This is a genomic window from Microbacterium sp. SCPM-O-B-15248 (M128) (assembly GCF_058214835.1).
This window is the reverse complement of sequence record NZ_JBYQLI010000002.1, coordinates 407471-428086: the sequence shown is the minus strand read 5'-3', so window position 1 is coordinate 428086 and position 20616 is coordinate 407471. Positions and strand designations below refer to the sequence as shown.

Genomic DNA, 20616 nt, shown 5'->3' with positions numbered 1-20616 from the left:
CTCAGCGCTCGTTCTGCCGCGGGATGATGACCTCGCGGTAGATGATGAGGATGCTCGCGGCGACCGGGATCGCGATGAGCGCACCCAGCAGGTTCAGGAGCGCGCCACCGGCGAGTGCCGAGATCACCACGACCGATCCCGGCACCGACACGGCGCGGTTCATGATGCGCGGCGAGATCACGTACGCCTCGATCTGCATGTAGACGAGGTAGTACACCAGCGCGATGATCGCGATGGTCGGCGAACCGAGCCCCGGAATGAGGCAGGTCAGAACGATGATCGTGGAGCCCGTGAGCGTTCCGACGAGCGGGATGAGCGAGAAGAAGAACGCGATCACGGCCAGGACCGCGGGGAAGGGCGCCTGGATGATCGTGAGGAAGATCGCGCTCAGGATGCCGTTTATCACCCCCAGGCTCACCTGGCCCATGACGTAGTAGCCCACCGAATCGGTGATCTTCTCGGAGAGTTCGATGAAGCGGGCGCGCTTGGATGCCGGGACGAGCTGGTACACCGCGGACTTCAGCGACGGAGTCGACGCCGTGAAGTAGATCGTGAGGATGAGCACGATGAATGCGCCGCCGAGCCCCGCGGCCAGCGCCCCACCGACCGTCAGCAGGCTGTTGCCGACCATCGTCGAGATCGAGCCCACATCGAGGGTGGAGAACCAGTGCTGGACGCCGGCCCACACCTCGTCGAGCCGGAGCCAGGGGAACGTCGTGGTGGCCCAGTCCTGCACGTTCACGACGAGCTGGTTCCACTGCCCCGGACGCAGGAGCGCTTCGATCTGCCCGACGAGCTGCGTGATCTGGCTGACGATGATCGGAACGACCATGATGATGATCCCGGCGAAGATGCCCAGCACCCCGAGGATCGTCAGGAGCACGGCGGCCCATCGCGGCAACCCACGGCGTTCGAGGAACGACACGACAGGGTCCAGACCCAGCGACAGGAACAGCGCGGTCCCGACATACAGCAGGATCGTCGACAGATTTTGGACGCTGCCGATGACCAGGAGGCCGACTCCGACGCCGAGGGTCGCGAGCAATGCGACTCTGAAGGGATTGTGGATCTTCATCCTGGCGACTCCTGCCTCCGGAGGGCGCGACCGCGCCCGTGTCGAAAGGATACTGAGAGCGAGCGTGGTCACGGCACCGCCGGGCCTCGCCGCGAACTTTCAGCCGGCCTCAGCTAGTCTGAAACGTCGATTCTTCGGTGGCCGCCCGAGTCGCCGGTGGGGATGGTGTGTAGCGTGAGATTCGTCTGGGCCGTGGTGGCGTTCGTCATCGCCGCTGCCATGATCGGCGCGGGCATCGCTCAGCGCACCGTCTTCCAGGGGCCTTCCGAGGCCACGGAGACGATTCAGACCGACGGTTCGACGGCGTACACGCTGATCGACGGCGCGGTCCTCGGCAGCCTGCCGGGGGCGCAATCGCTCCGCGTGGTCGGCGACGGCGAGGTCTTCGTCTCGTACGGTCGCACCGCCGACATGCGGGCCTGGCTCGCCGACGTCCCCTACACGGCCGTGACGCTCGGTGCCGAGAACGCCGTCGCGACGGGTCTCGTGCGCGCGTCGACCACGAGCCCCGCGACAGAGGCGACCGCCGCACGCACACCCGCGGGCTCCGACCTGTGGCTCGATGAGTTCCAGCAGACCGGATCGCTCGCGACGACGCTGCAGTTGCCGGCCGACATGAGTGTGCTCGTCGCGAGCGACGGGACCGCTCCGGCCCCTTCCGACGTCACGCTCACGTGGCCCATCGACAACTCGACTCCGTGGGCGGGGCCGTTGATCGCCGGGGGAGCCGTCGCGCTCCTCGCGGGCATCGTGCTGTATCTGCTCGGCATCCGACACGTCCGGCGATCGCGCCGCCCGCGCCGCAAGGGCTTGCCCCTGCCGGTCACCGAACCGATCTCGATCGCCGATGCCGACGCCGCTGAGAAGGGCGTGATCAGCTCGTCGCCGGATGCTCGGGGCCGCCGGCCGTGGGGACCCCAGCGCCGTGCATTGATCGCCGTCCCGGCGCTGGGTCTGTCGGCGGCTCTGTTCGCCGGCTGCTCCGCGGACGCCTGGCCTCAGCTCGCTGCGAGCGAGAGCCCCAGTCCGACACCTACCGTCATCGTGCCCGAGGGACAGTTCCCGCCCGTGGTCACCGAGTCGCAGGCCGAGAGCATCGTCTCGCGCATCGCCACGACCGTGGGCCAGGCCGACGCCGCCCTCGACGTCGCCGCGGCCGAGACGCGCCTGACCGGACCGGCCCTGGCCGAGCGCAAGACCAACTACACCCTGCGCGCCGCCCTCCCGGATCGCCCGGCGCTTCCGGCGATTCCCGCGGATCCGGTGCAGATCATCCTGCCGCAGACGACGGGCGGCTGGCCGCGCACCGTGATGACCGTGGTCGAGTCCGGCGACACCGCCGCCCCCACGACGTCGATCATGATGATGACTCAGGACGATCCGTGGTCGGAGTACCGCGTGTCGTACATCGGCAACCTCGAGGCATCCACGAACCTGCCGGAACTGGCCGCTCCCTACGTGGGGGCGACGCAGGTGCCGCCGGACTCCTCATTCCTCGTCATGGCCCCGGACAAGGTGGCCGCGGCGTACGCCGATCTGATCAACAACGGTCAGAACAGCGCGTCGTGGGCTTTGTTCGACACCGCGAACGACCTGCTCCTGCCGGCGATCGAGGACAACAAGCGCAAGCGCACGGATGAGCTGAACCAGACGGGCCAGGGCACCGCCGAGATCAGCTTCGCGGCTTCCGCGGGCCCCGCGTCGCCCATCGCCCTCGCGACTCTCGACACCGGTGCGATCGTCGCGGTGAATGTGTACGAGAGCGACACCGCCAAGCCGACGAACGCGGATGCCGTCATCAAGCTCGACAACAACCCCGCGGTGAAGGCACTGACCGGCGTCGACCAGTCGGCGACGGGCTTCACCACGACCTACTCCGACCAGATCTTCTTCTACGTGCCCAGCCAGGGATCGGACGACAAGATCCGGCTCCTGGGCTACCGTTCCAGCCTCCTCGAAGCGAAGGTGTCCCCGTGAGCACTCCCACCCCCGGATCCGTCCTGCGCGGCGCCGTTGACCTGTCGTCGCTGCGCAACCGTCCGCAGCCGCCCGCCGAGTCCGCCGCAGGTGCTTCCGCGGCTGCTCCTGCGTCGCTGGTGTTCGACGTCACCGACGCGTCGTTCCCTCAGGTCCTCGAGCTCTCACGCAGCGTGCCGGTCGTCGTCGACCTGTGGGCCGAGTGGTGCGGCCCGTGCAAGCAACTGAGCCCCGTTCTGGAGAAGGTCGTCACCGAGCTGGCGGGCAAGGTCGTGCTGGCGAAGGTCGACGTCGACGCCAACCCGCAGCTCGCTCAGGGCTTCCGCGCGCAGTCCATCCCCATGGTCGTGGCCCTCGTGGCCGGTCAGCCCGTGCCGCTGTTCACCGGCGCGGTCCCCGAACAGCAGGTGCGCGAGGTGTTCGCCCAGCTGCTGCAGCTCGCCGCGCAGCACGGCGTCACCGGTACGGTGCCCGTCGAGGGTGCGGAGGACGCCGCGGAGGAACCCGCCGAGACCCCTCTGCCGCCCCTGCATGCCGAAGCGTTCGCCGCCATCGAAGAGGGCGACTACCCCCGCGCCATCGCGGCCTACGAGCGCGCCCTCGAAGAGAACCCCCGCGACGCCGACGCGCGCGCCGGGCTCGGTCAGGTGCGGCTGCTCGACCGCGTGCAGGGTGCCGATCTGCAGGCCGCACGGGCCGCCGCAGCCGCGGCACCGACCGACTTCGAGGCCCAGTTCCTCGTGGCCGACCTCGACGTCGCCGGCGGACACGTCGACGACGCCTTCGCGCGGCTGCTCGACCTGTTCGCCTCGCTGCCGTCCGAGAGTCGTGCCCCGGTGCGTGAGCGCCTGCTGGAGCTCTTCGGTCTCGTCGGCGATGAGGACGCCCGCGTCATCCGGGCTCGTTCGCGCTTGGCATCCCTCTTGTTCTGACCGAACGACGAAGGCCCTGTCTCCGGACAGGGCCTTCGTCGTCTCGCGGTGCGCGGTGTCAGCCGGCGCGGTGGTGCAGCCAGAGGACGCCGAGCGGCGGAACCGTGAGGACGGCGCTCCCGCGGGCGTCGGTCGTGACCGAGCCGAAGTTGCCCTGACCCGAGCCGCCGAACGCCTCGGCATCGCTGTTGAGCACTTCCGTCCACGTGCCGGCCTCGGGCAGATCGAGGGGGAAGTCGCCGAGCGGGACGCCGGAGAAGTTGCACACCACGGCGACCGTGTTGCCGTGGTGGTCGCGGCGGGCGAAGGCGAGGACGTTGGGGTTCCACGCCGGGGCGCCCAGGCGCGAGAACGCGGCTCCGTCGTGGTCGCGCGACCACAGGGGGGCGTGCGCGCGGTAGACCCGGTTCAGCTCGGCGACGAACGAGTGCAGCTGCGCGTGCGAGGGTTGGTCGAGCATCCACCAGTCCAGACCGCGCGACTCCGACCACTCCGACATCTGGCCGAACTCCTGGCCCATGAACAGCAGCTGCTTGCCGGGGTGACCCCACATGTAGGCCAGGAACGCCCGCATGTTCGCGAGCTTCTGCCAGTGGTCGCCCGGCATCCGCCCGAAGAGGCTTCCCTTGCCGTGCACGACCTCGTCGTGGCTGATGGGGAGGATGAAGTTCTCGCTGAACGCATACACGAACGAGAACGACAGCTCGCCCTCGTGGTGCGAGCGATACATGGGGTCGCGCGCGATGTACTGGAGCGAATCGTTCATCCAGCCCATGTTCCACTTGAAGCCGAATCCGAGGCCGGCGTGGCCCGTGGGCGCGGTGACCCCCGGGAAGCTGGTCGACTCCTCGGCGATCATGGCGATGCCCGGGTATCGCTTGTACGCGGTGGCGTTGACTTCCTGCAGGAACCGGATGGCCTCGAGGTTCTCGCGCCCACCGAACTGGTTCGGGGCCCACTCGCCGTCGTTGCGGGAGTAGTCGAGGTAGAGCATGGATGCCACGGCATCCACGCGCAGTCCGTCGACGTGGAACTCCTCGAACCAGTACAGCGCGTTGGCGACGAGGAAGTTGCGCACCTCGTTGCGGCCGTAGTCGAAGATGAGCGTGCCCCAGTCCTTGTGCTCGCCGCGGCGGGGGTCGGGGTGCTCGTAGAGCGGCTCGCCGTCGAATCGCGCGAGAGCGAACCCGTCCTTGGGGAAGTGACCGGGGACCCAGTCCATGATCACGCCGATGCCCGCTTGGTGCAGACGGTCGATCAGGTACCGGAGATCGTCGGGGTCGCCGAAACGGCTGGTGGGGGCGTAGTAGCCCGAGACCTGATAGCCCCACGACCCGCCGAACGGGTGCTCGGACAGCGGGAGGAACTCGACGTGCGTGAATCCCTGGGCGGTGACGTAGTCGATGATCTCGTCGGCCCCGTCACGGTACGACAGGCCCGGGCGCCACGACGCGAAGTGCAGTTCGTAGATCGACATGGGCCGGTCGATCGGCGCGGTGGTCGATCGCTCCTCGATCCACTCGTCGTCCGCCCAGCGGTAGTCGGACGCGGTCACCACGGAGGCGGTGGCCGGGGGGACTTCGGCGAGGCGGGCCATCGGATCGGCCTTCTGGATCCAGGCTCCTGCGCGGGTGAGGATCTCGAACTTGTAGCGCGCTCCGACACCGACCTCGGGGAGGAAGAGCTCCCAGACGCCGCTTCCGCCCATCGAGCGCATCGCACTGCCCGAGCCGTCCCACCCGTTGAAGTCGCCGATGACGCGCACGGCGCGGGCGTCGGGCGCCCACACGGTGAACGCCGTGCCCGCAGACGTGTCGAGCTCGCGCACGTGCGCGCCGAGCACGCGCCACAGCTCTTCGTGGCGCCCCTCCGAGATCAGGTGCAGGTCGAGCTCGCCGACCGACGGCGCGTGCCGATAGCCGTCGTCGGCGAGATGGTCGCCGCCGCCGTCGTAGGTCGCGTGCACCCGGTAGCGGCCGGGGGCGGTGGGGACGAGTCCCTCCCAGACGCCGGAGCGCACGTGCGTGAGAGCGAGGGTCGAGTCGTCGTCGAACCGGGCCACCACCTCACGCGCGAGGGGCCGACGCGTGCGGATGACCCACCCGTCCGCGGTCTCGTGCACGCCGAGGACGCTGTGCGGGTTGTGGTGGGCGCCGTGAGCGACGGCATCCAGGAGTTCCGGGGGAAGAGCGGTCATCGTGTCTCCTTCACGTGCAGGATGTGCACGGGTTCGGCGAATGCGTCCAGGCGCACGAAGTTGTGGTCGGTCCACGTCCAGACCTGGCCGGTCACGAGGTCTTCGACCTCGAACGGCGCGCCCGGTTCGACGCCCCAGAGCGTGGTGTCGAGGTGGACCGTCGTCTCGCGTGCGGAGTGCGGGTCGACGTTGGCCACGACGATGATCGTGTCCGACGCGCCGGTCGGCGACAGAGCGGCATCGAGGTGCTTGGCGTAGACGAGGATGGCGTCGTCGTCGCTCCACTGCACGTGGAGATTGCGCAGCTGGAGCAGCGCGGGGTGGTCGCGGCGGATGCCGTTGAGCCGGCGCAGATAGGGCGCCAGGGAGTCGCCGGACGCTTCGGCACCGGACCAGTCGCGGAATTTGTACTCGTACTTCTCGTTGTCGATGTTCTCTTCGGACCCCGGACGCGCGACGTTCTCGTACAGCTCGTACCCGGCGTAGACGCCGTACGTCGGAGCCGCGGTGGCGGCGAGGGCGGCGCGGATCTTGTACGCCGGACGTCCGCCGAACTGCAGGTACTCGGTGAGGATGTCGGGCGTATTGACGAACAGGTTCGGACGCAGGAAGTCGGCCGTGTCGTGGGCGAGGCCGGCGAAGAACTCCTCGAGCTCCTCCTTCGTGTTCCGCCAGGTGAAGTACGTGTAGCTCTGCTGGAAACCGGCCATCGCGAGTCCCTGCAGCGGCGCCGGACGTGTGAAGGCCTCGGCGAGGAACACGACGTCGGGGTCTTCGGCGCTGACCGTGGCGATCAGCCACTCCCAGAACTGCAGGGGCTTCGTGTGAGGGTTGTCGACGCGGAAGATGCGCACGCCCTGGGCGATCCAGTGGCGGACGATGCGCAGGACCTCGGCGCGGATGCCGTCGGGATCGTTGTCGAAGTTCACCGGGTAGATGTCCTGGTACTTCTTCGGCGGGTTCTCGGCGTAGGCGATCGAGCCGTCGGGGAGGGTCGTGAACCACTCCGGGTGCTCGGTCACCCAGGGGTGGTCGGGCGAGGCCTGCAGGGCCAGGTCGAGCGCGACCTCGATGCCGTTCTCACGCGCCGCGACGACGAAGGCGCGGAAGTCCTCGAGAGTGCCGAGGTCGGGGTGCACGGTGTCGTGACCACCCGCCGGTCCGCCGATGGCCCACGGGGACCCCGGGTCGCCGGGGGCCGTCACGAGGGTGTTGTTCGGACCCTTGCGGTTGCGTTCGCCGATCGGGTGGATCGGCGGGAGGTACAGGACGTCGAAGCCCATGCCGGCCACGCCGGGGAGTCGGTCGACGGCGGTGCGGAACGTCCCGCTGATCACGGATCCGTCCTCGGCTCGCGTGGCGCCCTCGGAGCGGGGGAAGAACTCGTACCAGGCGCCCACACCGGCGCGCTCGCGCTCGACGAGGAGCTCAGCGTCCTTCCCGACGGACACGAGGCTCATCATGGGCCGGGCGGCGAACAGAGCCGCGATCTCAGGGTCCCGTACGACCTGGAGCGCGATGTCGTCGTGGGTGTCGGGGTCGCGCAGCGTCCGAGCGGCGGCGTACAGCAGGTCTTTGTCGCTGCCGGGACGCTTCTTCTCTCCGCGGGCGCGGTCGAAGAGCTGCGCGCCCATCTCGCGCATGAGCGCCGCGTCGACGCCGGCGGCGATCTTGACGTCGGCGGCGTGCTCCCACGTGGCGAAGTCATCGGCGAACGCCTCGAAGCGGAACCGCCACACGCCCTGCTCGAGCGGAGCGACCAGGGTGCTCCACCGGTCGAAGCCGTCGTTGAGCGGCGACAGGCGGTGCAGGGACTCGTCGCCCGAGGGCGAGAACAGACGTACGTGGACGCCGATGCGGTCGTGCCCTTCGCGGAAGGCCGTGACGGTGAACGGGACGGCCTCGCCGACGAAAGCCGACGGTCGGAACCGTCCGCCCGGCACCTGCGGATGGGGGAGCGCCAAGGGGATGCGCGGAGTCACGACCCCCTTCGTCGAGAGCGTCGGTTTGACCGGACGCACCGGGATCGAGGCGCCACTGCGCCAGGGGGAAACGGGCGAGGGGATCGTCGTCGTGGTGGCCACGAGTCCGAACCTACCGTGGGGGGACGACGTTCCCGCAGGGCTTGCCCCGGGTCTTGACAGGTCGGCGAGTCGGAGGCACCGTGCTCAGTCGCGGGCGTCGACGCGGAACAGACGCATGGACGTCTCCGCCAACGGGACGATATCTCCGGGGAGGAAGCGGGGCGCGTCGTGCTGGGGGGATTCGTCGGCGCTCGACCACAGCGAGACGTACTCGACGTCGTCGCCCAGGACCGGAAGCGTCACCTCGACGGGGCGCTCGTTGCCGTGCACGACGAGCAGGATGCGATTGAGATCCTCGTCCTCCGGCGTCGAGGTGGCGAGGTACTGCAGCGTCCGGTGGGAGGGATTCGTCCAGCGCTCGCTCGACATCGTCTCGCCGTGCTCGTCGAACCAGTCCATCACCGACGCGGACGGGATGCGTTCGCCGAGGCGGGCGAAATGGCGGGGACGCAACGCCGGATTCTCGCGCCGCAGGGCGAGGAGCCGCTGCGTGTGGGCGAAGAGGTCCTGCTGCCACGGGGCGAGGTCCCACGAGAGCCAGGTGAGGGACGAGTCGTGACAGTAGGCATTGTTGTTGCCGCGCTGGGTGCGCCCCATCTCGTCGCCCGCCGTGATCATCGGCACGCCCGCCGAGAGCAGCAGCGTGCCCAGGAGGTTGCGCATCGCCTTGCGGCGCGTGGCGAGGATGCGCGGGTCGTCCGTCTTTCCTTCGGCGCCGTGGTTGTAGGAACGGTTCGTGTCCGCGCCGTCGCGGTTCTGCTCGCCGTTGCCGAGATTGTGCTTGACGTCGTACGACACCAGATCGCGCAGCGTGAAGCCGTCGTGGGCAGTGACGAAGTTGACGCTCGCGAGCGGCCCGCGTTCCTCGGAGAACGTGTTGGACGACCCCGCCAGGCGCGTCGCGAAGCCGCCGATACCCACCGGTGCCGTGTCGGCGCGACGGGCGTAGTCGATGTCGCTGAGCCAGAAGTTGCGCACCCGGTCGCGGTACCGGTCGTTCCACTCGTGCCAGCCGTCGCCGAAGTTGCCGGTCTGCCAGCCGCCCATTCCGACGTCCCACGGCTCGGCGATGAGCTTGGTCCCCGCCAGGCGCTCGTCGTCGCGGATGGCCTGCAGCAGGGGGTGATCGGGAGTGAAGGAGTGGTGCTCATCGCGACCGAGCGTCACGGCCAGGTCGAACCGGAACCCGTCGATCTGGACGTCGTTCGCCCAATACCGCAACGAGTCGAGCACGAGACGCGCCGCGGCATCCGTCGCCGTGTTCACGGCGTTGCCGCATCCGGTCTCGTCGATGTACGCGCCCTCGTCGGTCTGCCGGTAGTACGAACGGTTGTCCAGGCCGCGCAGACCCGTGCGCGGACCGCCGATGCCCTCTTCGGCGGTGTGGTTGTAGACCACGTCGAGGATCACCTCGAGGCCGGCTTCGTGCAGGAGCTTGACCATTCCCTTGAACTCCCGGAGCACCGCCTCCGGCCCCTCGGCGCGGCTCGCGGCGGTGGCGTAGCCGGCGTGCGGTGTGAAGAAGTTCAGCGAGTTGTAGCCCCAGTAGTTGGTCAGCCCGAGCTGCAGCAGGCGCGGTTCGGTGGCGAACGCGTGGACGGGCAGGAGCTCGACGCTGGTGATGCCCAGCGAGCGGAAGTGCTCGATCATCGCCGGGTGGGCGAGACCGGCATACGTGCCGTGGAGGGCCGGAGGCACGTGCGGATGCCGCTTGCTGAGGCCCTTCACGTGGCCCTCGTAGATGACGGTGCGGTCCATCGGCACCCGGGGCTTGGTCACTCCGCCCCAATCGAACCCGCCGTCGACGACCACCGACCGCCAGTCGCCGAAGCCGCCCGAGACCAGGCCCCGCGAATACGGCTCGATGAGCAGCGACTGCGGGTTGAAGGTGTTGCCGGGACCCAGCGGACCGCCCGCCCGCACCGCGTAGCGCGCCCCCGGGCGCAGGAGCGGAGTGGATGCCTCGAACACGCTGTCGCCGACGCGGGTCATCGGGAGCGTCTCGACGGCCCAATCGAGGTCGACGTCGTCGAAGACGACCAGGTGCATCGTGTCGGCGTTCGCCGACCACACCCGCAGAGTTCCGCCGTCGGGGCCGAGCCGCACGCCGAGGTCGTCGAGAGACGAGGCGAGGAGGGCAGGCCGCGGCGAGAGGGCCGCTTCGGGTGGGACCATGCGTCCTAGGGTAGTGAAGGACACGCACGGGACACCGGGGAGGGCGAATGCCGGTCTATCTCGACCACGCGGCCACCACCCCGCTTCGACCCGAAGCCCGGGATGCGTGGCTTTCCGCCCACGAGGTGCTGGGCAACCCGTCCTCGATCCACGGCGCCGGACAGGCCGCGCGTCGTCTGCTCGAGGACGCCCGCGAGCAGCTCGCCGACGTGCTCGGATGTCAGCCGATCGAGGTCGTGCTGACCTCGAGTGGGACCGAGGCGGCGAATCTCGCGCTCAAGGGTCTCTGGTGGTCGCGCGCGGCCGCGACCGACGCCGTGGTGCTGCCCGACGGGGAGCATCACGCGACGCTCGACACCGTGGGGTGGCTGGTCGCCGAGGGCGGGGCGCGCGTGCGGCCTGTCGGCCTCGACGCGTTCGGGCGCATCCCTGTCGACGCCTTCGCCGCGGCGCTGCCCGGGGCAGCCCTCGCGACGGCGCTCGTGGCCAACAACGAGGTCGGGACCATCCAGGATGCCGCGGGCCTGGCGCGCGCGGCGGGGGCGGCCGGCCTGCCCCTTCACCTCGACGCCGTGTCGGCCCTCGGACACGTCGACGTCGACTTCGCGCGCTGGCGCGGGGAGGGGAGCGGCGCGCACGGCCTGGTGGCGATGTCGGTGTCGGCCCACAAGGTCGGCGGTCCGATCGGTGTCGGCGCGGCGGTCGTGTCTCGCCATGCGCGCATGACGCCGTTGGTCCACGGCGGGGGGCAGCAGCGCGGGCTCCGCGCCGGGACGCAGGATGCCGCGGGGGCCGCGGCGTTCGCGGCGGCGGCCGTGGCGTCCGAGGCGGAGCGTGCGCGCGAGTCGGCCCGGCTCGGGGCGCTGCGTGAACGGATGGTCCGCGGCATCCTGGGGGCGGTTCCGGCCGCGCGCTTGCTCGGAGACCCGGCCGACCGCCTGCCGGGCAACGCCCATCTGCTGTTCCCGGGGGCGGCGGGCGAGACGCTGCTGTTCCTGCTCGACATGGCGGGCATCTCCGTCTCGACGGGGTCGGCGTGCCAAGCCGGTGTCGCTGAACCGTCTCACGTGGTGCTCGCTCTGGGCCTCGACGACCGCGCCGCGCGATCGGTGCTGCGCCTGACGCTCGGACGCACGTCGACCGACGCCGATGTCGACGCGCTGCTGGCGGCGCTTCCGTCCGCGTACGAGCGGGCCGTGGCATCCGGCGCCCGTTCAGCGGGTGGTTCGTAGACTGGGACGATGCGAGTTCTTGCGGCGATGAGCGGTGGCGTGGACTCCGCGGTGGCTGCGGCCCGCGCGGTGGAGGCGGGGCACGACGTCGTCGGTGTGCACCTCGCGCTCTCGCGCGCCGGAGGGACGCTGCGTGCCGGCAGCCGTGGCTGCTGCACGATCGAGGACGCCATGGACGCTCGGCGCGCGTCGGACAAGCTCGGCATCCCGTTCTACGTGTGGGACTTCTCGGAGCGGTTCCGCGACGACGTCATCGACGACTTCGTGTCGGAGTACCGCGCCGGCCGCACCCCGAACCCGTGCATGCGCTGCAACGAGAAGATCAAGTTCGCCGCGCTCCTGGAGCGTGCGCTCGAGCTCGGTTTCGACGCGGTGTGCACCGGGCACTACGCCACCCTCGTCGACACTCCCCGGGGGCGCGAGCTCCACCGGGCCTCGGATGCCGCGAAGGACCAGTCCTACGTTCTCGGTGTCCTCACCGCCGAACAGCTCGCGCACACGTACTTCCCGCTCGGATCGACGCCCTCGAAGGCCGTCGTGCGGGCGGAGGCCGAGGAGCGCGGGCTGTCGGTCGCGCAGAAGCCCGACAGCCATGACATCTGCTTCATCCCGGACGGCGACACGCGCGGCTGGCTCGCCGACAAGGTGGGCGCCGAGCGCGGCGAGATCCTCGACCGCGCCGGCGCCGTCGTCGGCACGCACGAGGGGGCGCACGCCTTCACCGTCGGACAGCGGCGCGGACTGCAGCTCGGTGTTCCCGCGGCCGACGGCAAGCCCCGGTTCGTCCTCGAGGTGCGTCCGGTGAACAACACCGTGGTGGTGGGCCCGAAAGAGGCACTGGCGTGTGCCGAGATCGCGGGGGAGCGCTTCACCTGGGCGGGCCGTGCGCCCGCGTCCGCCACGTTCGACTGCCACGTCCAGATCCGTGCCCACGCGGATCCGGTGCCCGCGTCGGCGGTGCTCGAAGACGGCGTCGTGACGGTGCGGCCCGTGGAGCCGTTCGACGGCGTCGCGCCCGGACAGACCGCCGTGCTGTATGACGGGACGCGCGTGATCGGGCAGTTCACGATCGGCCGCACGGTGTCGGCGGTTCCCGTCGAGGCGTGAGTCGACGACACCGTCGCGCCTTCGGGCAACGGAGGAGTTTCGGCGACGGGAGGACGGTCCAGCGCGACATCCGTCCTCCGCTCCCGGAATCTCCTCCCGAACGTGTCCGCGCGGCAACCCCCGCAGGTGATGTCGGGGGCCGTCCCTAAGCTGGACGCGTGACCGAGCACGCTCAGCTTCCCGATCTGACCCTCGACGACGCGCGCGCCGAGGCCGACGACCTGACGCAGCGCATTCTGGGGGCGCGCGACGCCTACTACGGTCGGGATGCCGAGCTCGTCGACGACGCGACCTACGACGGGTGGATGCACCGGCTCGAGGCGATTGAGCGGCTCCACCCCGAGCTGCAGGGGCAGGACAGCCCCACGCAGTCGGTGGGTGCGGCCGAGGCGACCGATCTCGTGACGATCGAGCACGCCGAGCGGATGCTGAGCCTCGACAACGTCTTCTCCGCCGACGAGCTGCGCGACTGGGCCGTCAAGACCCAGGCCTCCGCCGGTCGACCCGTGCAGTGGCTCAGCGAGCTCAAGATCGACGGTCTCGCGATCAGCCTGCGGTACGAGAACGGGGTGCTGACCTCTGCGGCCACTCGCGGCGACGGGCGCGTCGGCGAGATCGTCACCGACAACGCATTGCGGGTCGCCGGCATCCCGCGTGAGCTCTCGGGCGAGGGACATCCCGCTCTCGTGGAGGTGCGCGGTGAGGTCTTCATCCCCGTCGCCGCGTTCGAGAACCTCAATCGACTCCAGGGGGAGTACCGGGGGCGCGCGGTCGCCGAGGCGCGGGAGCGCGCCGCGGCGCGTCGCGGGGGCGTGAAGGCCTTCGACGAGGACAAGGCGGAGGTGGCCGCGGCCCGCCGTTTCCCGGCGTTCGCCAATCCGCGCAACGCCGCCAGCGGCGGCTTGCGGCAGCAGATCGAGAAGAAGACGGGGCTCGAGCTCGAGGCCGGTCTCGCCCGCATCGAGTCCCTCGCGCTCTACGTGCACGGCATCGGCGCGTGGCCCGATCCGCCGGTCGCCGCGCAGAGCGAGGTCTACGACCTCCTGAAGTCGTGGGGCCTGCCCACCTCGCCGTACAGCCGCGTAGAGCCCTCCGTCGACGGGGTGCTGGCGTTCGTGGCGCACTACGGCGACCACCGCCATGACGTCGAGCACGAGATCGACGGCGTCGTGGTGAAGGTCGACGAACTGGCGTTGCACGACGAGCTCGGCGCCACCAGTCGCGCGCCGCGCTGGGCGATCGCCTACAAGTACCCGCCCGAGCAGGTGAACACGAAGCTCCTCGACATCGTCGTCTCGGTGGGGCGCACGGGGCGCGCGACGCCGTTCGCCGTGATGGAGCCCGCGCGGGTGGCCGGGAGCGTCGTGCGGCAGGCCACACTGCACAACCAGGACGTCGTCAAGGTCAAGGGCGTGCTCATCGGCGACACCGTGGTGCTGCGCAAGGCCGGTGACGTCATCCCCGAGGTCCTCGGCCCCGTCGTCGAGTTGCGCGATGGCACCGAGCGCGCGTTCGTGATGCCGACGAACTGCCCCGAGTGCGGCACACCACTGCGTCCCGCGAAAGAGGGCGACATCGACCTCCGGTGCCCCAACGCTCGCTCGTGCCCGGCGCAAGTGCGCGGACGTGTCGAGCACATCGGCTCCCGCGGGGCCCTCGACATCGAGGCACTCGGTGAGGTGACCGCGGCCGCGCTGACACAGCCCGACGTCCCCGCCGAACCTCCGCTCGACACCGAGGCGGGACTGTTCGACCTCACCGTCGAACAACTCGTCCCCATCGAGGTCGTCGTCCGCGATGCCGAGACCGGCGAGCGCAAGATCGACGAGAAGACCGGCGACGAGGTCCGTCGCGCGCCGTTCCAGAAGCTCGGGCCCGCGACGTATCCCCCCGGAACCGAAGACCTCGACCCCGGTGAGCGCCGCCGCCGCGGCATCCGGAAAGACCACCGCGAGGTGCTCCCGTCCGAGCAGGCCGTGAAGCTCGTGGCCGAGCTCGAGAAGGCCAAGACCAAAGATCTCTGGCGTCTCCTCGTATCGCTGAACATCCGCCACGTCGGCCCCGTCGCCGCACGCGCCCTCGCGCAGTGGTTCGGGTCATTGGATGCCATCCGCGCGGCGTCTCGTGACGAGCTCGCCGCGGTCGAGGGCGTCGGCGGGATCATCGCCGATGCCGTGATCGACTGGTTCGAGGTGGACTGGCATCGCGAGATCGTGGAGCGCTGGGCGGCGGCCGGAGTGCGCTTCGCCATCCCCGGGCACCCTGGTCCCGGCGCCGCCGCGGCGGCCGGAGGAGTCCTCGCCGGTCTCACCGTCGTGCCCACCGGCTCACTCGACGGCTACACCCGCGAGGGGGCGCAAGAGGCGATCATCCAGGCGGGCGGCAAAGCAGCCTCGAGCGTGTCCAAGAAGACCGACTTCGTAGCGGCGGGGCCGGGCGCCGGGTCGAAGCTCGCCAAGGCCGAAGAACTCGGGCTCCGGATCCTGGATGCCGCGGCCTTCCACGTGCTCGTCACTCAGGGGCCGGACGCCCTGCCCGCACGGGTCGACGAACCGGCCGATCCGGCGGACGAACCGGCCGATCCGGTGGACGAACAGGCCGATCCGGTGGACGAACAGGCCGATCCGGTGCCGGAGGGCTGATCCCGCCGAGCCCCGATGCAGAGGGGCCGGCGGATGATCCACCGGCCCGTTGGGGAACGGCGGTCAGTGCGACAGCAGGCGCTCCTTGACCTGGCGCCGCAGCACCTTGCCGATCAGCGACTTCGGCAGCTCGTCGACGACCACGACGCGCCGGGGCACTTTGTACGGCGTCAGGATGCCCCGCGCGAAGGTCCGCACCTCTTCGGGGTCGAGGTCGGAGCCGGGTGCGGCAACGACCGCCGCGACCACGTCCTCGCCGGAGTGATCGCTGGGAATGCCCACGACGGCCACATCGGCGACGGCGGGGTGCTGGCGCAGAACGTTCTCGACCTCGGTGGGCGCGACGTTGAAGCCGCCCGTGATGATGAGCTCCTTGATGCGGTCGACGACGCGGACGAAGCCGCCGTCGTCGATCGTGACGATGTCGCCGGTGCGGAACCATCCATCCACGAACACCGCGTCGGTCTCTTCCGGCTTGCCGTAATAGCCCGAGAACACCTGCGGACCGCGCACGAGCAGCTCGCCGCGTCCGCCCGGCTCGACATCCGTTCGGGGATCATCCGGATCGACGACACGGCACTCCGTGCCGGGAAGCGGCAGCCCCACGGTGCCGGGGACACGGTTCTCGGCGACCGGGTTGGCCATGAGCACGGGGGAGCACTCGCTGAGCCCGTAGCCCTCCACGAGGTATCCGCCCGTGGCCTTCTCGAACGGCACCACGAGATCGTGGGGGAGTGCCATCGCGCCGGAGATCGCGATCTCGGTCCCGGTGAGCGACACCCCCTGGGCCTCCGCGGCGGCGAGCAGACGCTCGGCGATCGGCGGCACAAGGGGCAGGAACGTCGCCGGGTGCTTCTTCGTCACCGCGAGCACCAGATCGGGATCGAACTTCGGGAACAGCACCAGGCGCGCGCCCATCGACATCGCGAAGGTCAGGCAGAGGGTCAGGCCGTAGGCGTGGAACATCGGGAGCACGGCGTAGACGACGCACCCCTGGCCCCGCACGATCGACGGCACCCACGCGCGCGACTGTGCGGCGTTGGAGAGAAGGTTCGCGTGCGACAGCATCGCGCCCTTCGGCATGCCGGTCGTGCCGCTCGTGTACTGGATGATCGCGAGATCGGTTTCGGTCGGCCGTGGGTGAGCCTCGGGCAGCGGATCGTGTCGCACCACCTCGGCCCAGGGGATGGCATCCGAGGTCTTCTCGGTGAGGGCGGCGCGTGCCTCGCGCGCCTTGGCGATGGGCAGACGAAGCGCGACCTGCATGCGCAACGGCATGGCCTGCGTCACGTCGACCGAGATGAGTGTGTCCATCTGCAGATCGGCGGGGAACTCCTGCACCGTGGCCACGACCTTGCTCCACACGATCGCGTGCTTCGCACCGTGGTCCTCGAACTGCTTCCGCAGCTCGCGCGGGGTGTAGAGCGGGTTGTGCTCGACGACGACGGCGCCGAGCCGCAGGACGGCGTAGAACGCGACGATGTGCTGCGGGCAGTTGGGCAGCACGATCGCGACCGGATCGCCGGCGCGGACACCGTGCGCGGCGAGAGCCGCCGCGGCGCGGGCGACTTCGGCCGACAACTCGGCGTACGTGGTCTCGCGGCCGAAGAACTCCAACGCGGGGGCGTCGGGGTAGTCGCGGGTGGACGCGTCGAGGATGTCGACGAGCGACCCCGACTGCGGGTCGAGGTCCTCCGGGACTCCGGGGGCATAGCTGGCGGTCCAGGGGCGAGGCGGTTCGAAGCTCGTCACCGCTCCAGCGTAGGTGGGGGTGGGTCTCGGCGCGCGGTGGTCGCGAACTAGACTTGCCGGGTGTCTGAAATCACCCCTGATCTCGTGCGCCATCTCGGTGTGCTCGCTCGGATCCAGTTGAGCGACGACGAGGTGCAGCGCCTCACCGGGCAGCTGGATGCCATCGTCGACAACATCGCCAAGGTGTCCGAGGTGGCAACGCCCGACGTCGTCGCGACGAGCCACCCGATTCCACTGAACAACGTCTTCCGCCCCGATGTCGTGGGCGTCACGCTCACCCGCGACGAGGTGCTGCAGAATGCTCCCGACCAGGCCGACGGCCGGTTCCGGGTGACCGCGATCCTGGGGGAGGAGCAGTGACCGATCTCACGCGCCTGAGCGCCGCCGACCTCGCCGCCGCACTGACCGCGAGAGAGGTGTCGAGCGTCGAGGCGACGCAGGCCCACCTCGACCGCATCGCCGCCGTCGACGGCGACGTCCACGCCTTCCTCCACGTCAGCGACCACGCCCTCGATGTCGCGGCCGACATCGACCGCCGCCGCGCGGCCGGGGAGCAGCTCGGCGAGCTCGCGGGCGTGCCCTTGGCCGTCAAGGACGTCCTGGTCACGACCGACATGCCCTCGACCAGCGGATCGAAGATCCTCGAGGGCTACATGTCGCCCTACGACGCCACGGTCGTCGCGCGCTCCCGTGCGGCGGGGCTCGTGCCGCTCGGCAAGACGAACATGGACGAGTTCGCCATGGGGTCGTCGACGGAGTTCTCGGCGTACGGTCCCACGCGCAACCCGTGGGACCTTGATCGGATCCCCGGTGGCTCGGGCGGTGGCTCGGCCGCGGCCGTCGCCGCCTTCGAGGCCCCCCTCGCGCTCGGCTCCGACACGGGCGGTTCGATCCGTCAGCCCGCGCACGTGACCGGCACGGTGGGCGTGAAGCCGACTTACGGCGGAGTCAGCCGTTACGGCGCGATCGCCCTGGCATCCAGCCTCGATCAGGTCGGACCCGTGACGCGCACCGTGCTCGACTCCGGCCTCCTGCACGACGTCATCGGCGGCCACGACCCGCACGACTCGACGTCGCTGTCCGACGCGTGGCCGTCCTTCGCCGCCGCCGCCCGCGAGGGTGCGACCGGCGAGGTGCTGAAGGGCCTCAAGGTCGGCGTCATCCGCGAACTCGACGACCGCGGTTTCCAGAAGGGCGTCTCCGACTCCTTCCGCGCGTCGCTCGCCGCGATGGAGGCGCAGGGCGCCGAGATCGTCGAGATCAACGCGCCGCACTTCGAATACGGCGTCGCCGCGTACTACCTGATCCTCCCCGCCGAGGCGTCCAGCAACCTGGCGAAGTTCGACTCGGTGCGCTTCGGTCTGCGCGTCACGCCGCAGGGCACCCCCACGGTCGAGAACGTCATGGCCGCCACGCGCGATGCGGGCTTCGGCCCCGAGGTCAAGCGCCGCATCATCCTGGGCACGTACGCGCTGTCCGCGGGCTACTACGACGCCTACTACGGCAGCGCCCAGAAGGTGCGCACTCTCATCCAGCAGGACTTCGACGCCGCCTTCGCCGAGGTCGACGTCATCGCCACTCCCTCGGCGCCGACGACCGCGTTCCGCCTGGGCGAGAAGATCGACGACCCGCTCCAGATGTACCTCAACGACGTGACGACGATTCCCGCGAACCTCGCGGGGGTCCCCGGCATCTCGATCCCGAGCGGACTGGCCGCGGAAGACGGTCTGCCCGTCGGCATCCAGTTCCTCGCCCCCGCGCGCGAAGACGCCCGTCTGTACCGCGTCGGCGCCGCGCTCGAGGCACTGCTGGTCGACCAGTGGGGCGGTCCGCTCCTGGATCAGGCCCCCTCTCTCACGAACGGAGCGTCGCGCTGATGGCGAAAGATGCGCTGATGGACTTCGACGAGGCGCTCGAGATGTTCGAGCCCGTCCTCGGTTTCGAGGTGCACGTCGAGCTGAACACCGCGACCAAGATGTTCTCGGACGCGCCGAACCCCGCGAACGAGGCGAACCACGCCGCCGCCCCCAACACCCTCGTCGCGCCGGTCGACATGGGCCTGCCGGGCGCGTTGCCGGTCGTCAACGCCGAGGCGATCCGTTCGTCGATCAGCCTGGGCCTGGCCCTCGGTTGTTCGATCGCGCCGTCCAGCCGCTTTGCACGGAAGAACTACTTCTACCCCGACCTCGGCAAGAACTACCAGATCTCGCAGTACGACGAGCCGATCGCCTTCGAGGGCTCGGTCGAGGTCGAACTCGAAGACGGCACGATCGTCACCGTGCCGATCGAGCGCGCGCACATGGAAGAAGATGCGGGCAAGCTCACGCACATGGGTGGAGCCACCGGCCGCATCCAGGGCGCGGAGTACTCGCTCGTCGACTACAACCGTGCGGGTGTGCCGCTGGTCGAGATCGTGACGAAGCCGATCTTCGGCGCCGAGCACGCAGCTCCCGCGCTGGCGAAGGCGTACGTCGCGACGATCCGCGACATCGTGCGGGCTCTCGGTATCTCCGAGGCGCGTCTGGAACGCGGCAACCTCCGCTGCGATGCGAACGTATCGCTGCGCCCCCGCGGTCAAGAGAAGCTCGGCACCCGCACCGAGACGAAGAACGTCAACTCGATGCGGTCGGTCGAGCGCGCCGTGCGGTACGAGATCCAGCGACAGGCCGCGATTCTCGCGAAGGGCGGCACGATCACGCAGGAGACGCGGCACTGGCACGAAGACACGGGGCGTACGTCGCCGGGTCGCCCCAAGTCGGATGCCGACGACTACCGCTACTTCCCGGAGCCCGATCTGCTCCCCGTGGTTCCCGCGCCCGAGCTCATCGAGGAACTGCGCGCCGCTCTGCCCGAGCCGCCGGCCGCACGGCGTCGCCGCCTGAAGGCCGATTGGGGCTTCGCCGACATCGATTTCCAGGGCGTCGTCAACGCCGGCCTGCTCGACGAGGTCGAAGCCACCGTCGCCGCGGGCGCCACGCCCGCCGCCGCCCGCAAGTGGTGGCTGAGCGAGATCAGCCGCATCGCGAACGCCGAAGAGCGGGAGCCGGCAGACCTCGTCAGCCCGCAGAACGTCGCCGCGCTGCAGCAGCTTGTCGACGCCGGAACGCTCACCGACAAGCTCGCGCGCCAGGTGCTCGAGGGCGTCATCGCCGGCGAGGGCACTCCGCAAGAGGTCGTCGATGCTCGGGGCCTCGCCGTGGTCTCCGACGACGGCGCGCTGATCGCCGCGATCGACGACGCCCTCGCCGCGCAGGCCGACGTGCTCGCGAAGATCCGCGACGGCAAGGTGCAGGCCGCCGGTGCGGTCATCGGCGCCGTCATGAAGGCGATGAAGGGCCAGGCCGACGCCGCGCGCGTGCGCGAGCTCGTACTGGAGCGCGCCGCCGCGCAATAGGACACCCCGGATGCCACGGCATCACCGGTCGCGCATCGGTGGGCCGTGG

Annotated in this window: 13 protein-coding genes; 8 read left to right on the top strand and 5 right to left on the bottom strand. The window is 70.0% G+C overall.

What is annotated here, in order from left to right; all coding sequences use genetic code 11:
* Position 1 precedes the first annotated feature (1 nt).
* Positions 2-1075, bottom strand: a complete 1074-nt coding sequence (locus tag AC3E6M_RS04700; RefSeq protein WP_138172388.1) for an AI-2E family transporter — start codon at positions 1073-1075, stop codon at positions 2-4.
* Positions 1076-1249: 174 nt separating this feature from the next.
* Here AC3E6M_RS04700 and AC3E6M_RS04695 point away from each other — a divergent pair, with 174 nt between their 5' ends.
* Both AC3E6M_RS04695 and AC3E6M_RS04690 read left to right on the top strand, forming a co-directional pair.
* Complete coding sequence (locus AC3E6M_RS04695; protein ID WP_490529195.1) at positions 1250-3052, top strand: DUF8094 domain-containing protein; 1803 nt, start codon at positions 1250-1252, stop codon at positions 3050-3052.
* Positions 3049-3984, top strand: coding sequence for a tetratricopeptide repeat protein (locus AC3E6M_RS04690; RefSeq protein WP_490529194.1), 936 nt, complete (start codon positions 3049-3051; stop codon positions 3982-3984). The genes AC3E6M_RS04695 and AC3E6M_RS04690 overlap by 4 nt, the downstream gene beginning before the upstream one ends.
* Positions 3985-4042: 58 nt before the next feature.
* On the opposite strand, the gene glgB is transcribed toward AC3E6M_RS04690, so the two are convergent.
* The 3 genes from glgB to glgX all read right to left on the bottom strand — a co-directional run bounded on the left by glgB (position 4043) and on the right by glgX (position 10440).
* A complete protein-coding gene (glgB, locus tag AC3E6M_RS04685) occupies positions 4043-6181 on the bottom strand; it encodes a 1,4-alpha-glucan branching protein GlgB (RefSeq protein WP_490529192.1) in 2139 nt (712 codons plus the stop codon).
* Positions 6178-8265, bottom strand: a complete 2088-nt coding sequence (locus AC3E6M_RS04680; protein ID WP_394529557.1) for an alpha-1,4-glucan--maltose-1-phosphate maltosyltransferase — start codon at positions 8263-8265, stop codon at positions 6178-6180. The genes glgB and AC3E6M_RS04680 overlap by 4 nt, the downstream gene beginning before the upstream one ends.
* 84 nt (positions 8266-8349) lie before the next feature.
* Positions 8350-10440: a glycogen debranching protein GlgX gene (glgX, locus tag AC3E6M_RS04675; RefSeq protein ID WP_490529191.1), complete on the bottom strand. Its 2091-nt coding sequence runs from the start codon at positions 10438-10440 to the stop codon at positions 8350-8352.
* Positions 10441-10487: 47 nt separating this feature from the next.
* On the opposite strand from glgX, the gene AC3E6M_RS04670 reads away from it, so the two are divergent.
* The 3 genes from AC3E6M_RS04670 to ligA all read left to right on the top strand — a co-directional run bounded on the left by AC3E6M_RS04670 (position 10488) and on the right by ligA (position 15421).
* Complete coding sequence (locus AC3E6M_RS04670; RefSeq protein WP_490529190.1) at positions 10488-11672, top strand: cysteine desulfurase family protein; 1185 nt, start codon at positions 10488-10490, stop codon at positions 11670-11672.
* Positions 11673-11681: 9 nt separating this feature from the next.
* Positions 11682-12779, top strand: coding sequence for a tRNA 2-thiouridine(34) synthase MnmA (mnmA, locus tag AC3E6M_RS04665; protein WP_490529189.1), 1098 nt, complete (start codon positions 11682-11684; stop codon positions 12777-12779).
* 158 nt (positions 12780-12937) lie between these two features.
* The gene (gene ligA / locus AC3E6M_RS04660; protein WP_490529188.1) at positions 12938-15421 is read left to right on the top strand and encodes an NAD-dependent DNA ligase LigA; all 2484 of its coding nucleotides are present in this window, start codon (positions 12938-12940) and stop codon (positions 15419-15421) included.
* A 63-nt stretch (positions 15422-15484) separates the two neighbouring features.
* Here the strand turns inward: ligA and AC3E6M_RS04655 are convergent, their stop codons facing one another.
* Positions 15485-17173 (bottom strand): long-chain-fatty-acid--CoA ligase, encoded by a 1689-nt coding sequence (locus tag AC3E6M_RS04655; protein ID WP_490529187.1) that lies wholly within the window; start codon positions 17171-17173, stop codon positions 15485-15487.
* A 60-nt stretch (positions 17174-17233) separates the two neighbouring features.
* Between AC3E6M_RS04655 and gatC the strand changes: the two genes are divergently transcribed.
* Genes gatC through gatB form a run of 3 tightly spaced genes read left to right on the top strand, consistent with a single transcriptional unit; the run spans position 17234 to position 20567 of the window.
* On the top strand, positions 17234-17533 hold the full coding sequence (gatC, locus tag AC3E6M_RS04650; protein ID WP_490529186.1) for an Asp-tRNA(Asn)/Glu-tRNA(Gln) amidotransferase subunit GatC: 300 nt from the start codon (positions 17234-17236) through the stop codon (positions 17531-17533).
* Positions 17530-19050 carry an Asp-tRNA(Asn)/Glu-tRNA(Gln) amidotransferase subunit GatA gene (gene gatA, locus AC3E6M_RS04645; protein ID WP_490529185.1) on the top strand — a complete coding sequence of 507 codons (1521 nt, stop codon included), beginning with the start codon at positions 17530-17532 and terminating at the stop codon, positions 19048-19050. Before gatC ends, gatA begins: the two co-directional genes overlap by 4 nt.
* Positions 19050-20567, top strand: a complete 1518-nt coding sequence (gatB, locus tag AC3E6M_RS04640; protein WP_490529184.1) for an Asp-tRNA(Asn)/Glu-tRNA(Gln) amidotransferase subunit GatB — start codon at positions 19050-19052, stop codon at positions 20565-20567. The genes gatA and gatB overlap by 1 nt, the downstream gene beginning before the upstream one ends.
* Positions 20568-20616: the final 49 nt, after the last annotated feature.

What these genes read in the sequence shown, in the direction of transcription:
- gatB (WP_490529184.1), top strand. Translation starts at nt 19,050, where the DNA reads ATGGCGAAAGATGCGCTGATGGACTTCGACGAGGCGCTCGAGATGTTC.
- AC3E6M_RS04700 (WP_138172388.1), bottom strand. Translation starts at nt 1,075, where the DNA reads ATGAAGATCCACAATCCCTTCAGAGTCGCATTGCTCGCGACCCTCGGC.
- glgB (WP_490529192.1), bottom strand. Translation starts at nt 6,181, where the DNA reads ATGACCGCTCTTCCCCCGGAACTCCTGGATGCCGTCGCTCACGGCGCC.
- glgX (WP_490529191.1), bottom strand. Translation starts at nt 10,440, where the DNA reads ATGGTCCCACCCGAAGCGGCCCTCTCGCCGCGGCCTGCCCTCCTCGCC.
- mnmA (WP_490529189.1), top strand. Translation starts at nt 11,682, where the DNA reads ATGCGAGTTCTTGCGGCGATGAGCGGTGGCGTGGACTCCGCGGTGGCT.
- AC3E6M_RS04670 (WP_490529190.1), top strand. Translation starts at nt 10,488, where the DNA reads ATGCCGGTCTATCTCGACCACGCGGCCACCACCCCGCTTCGACCCGAA.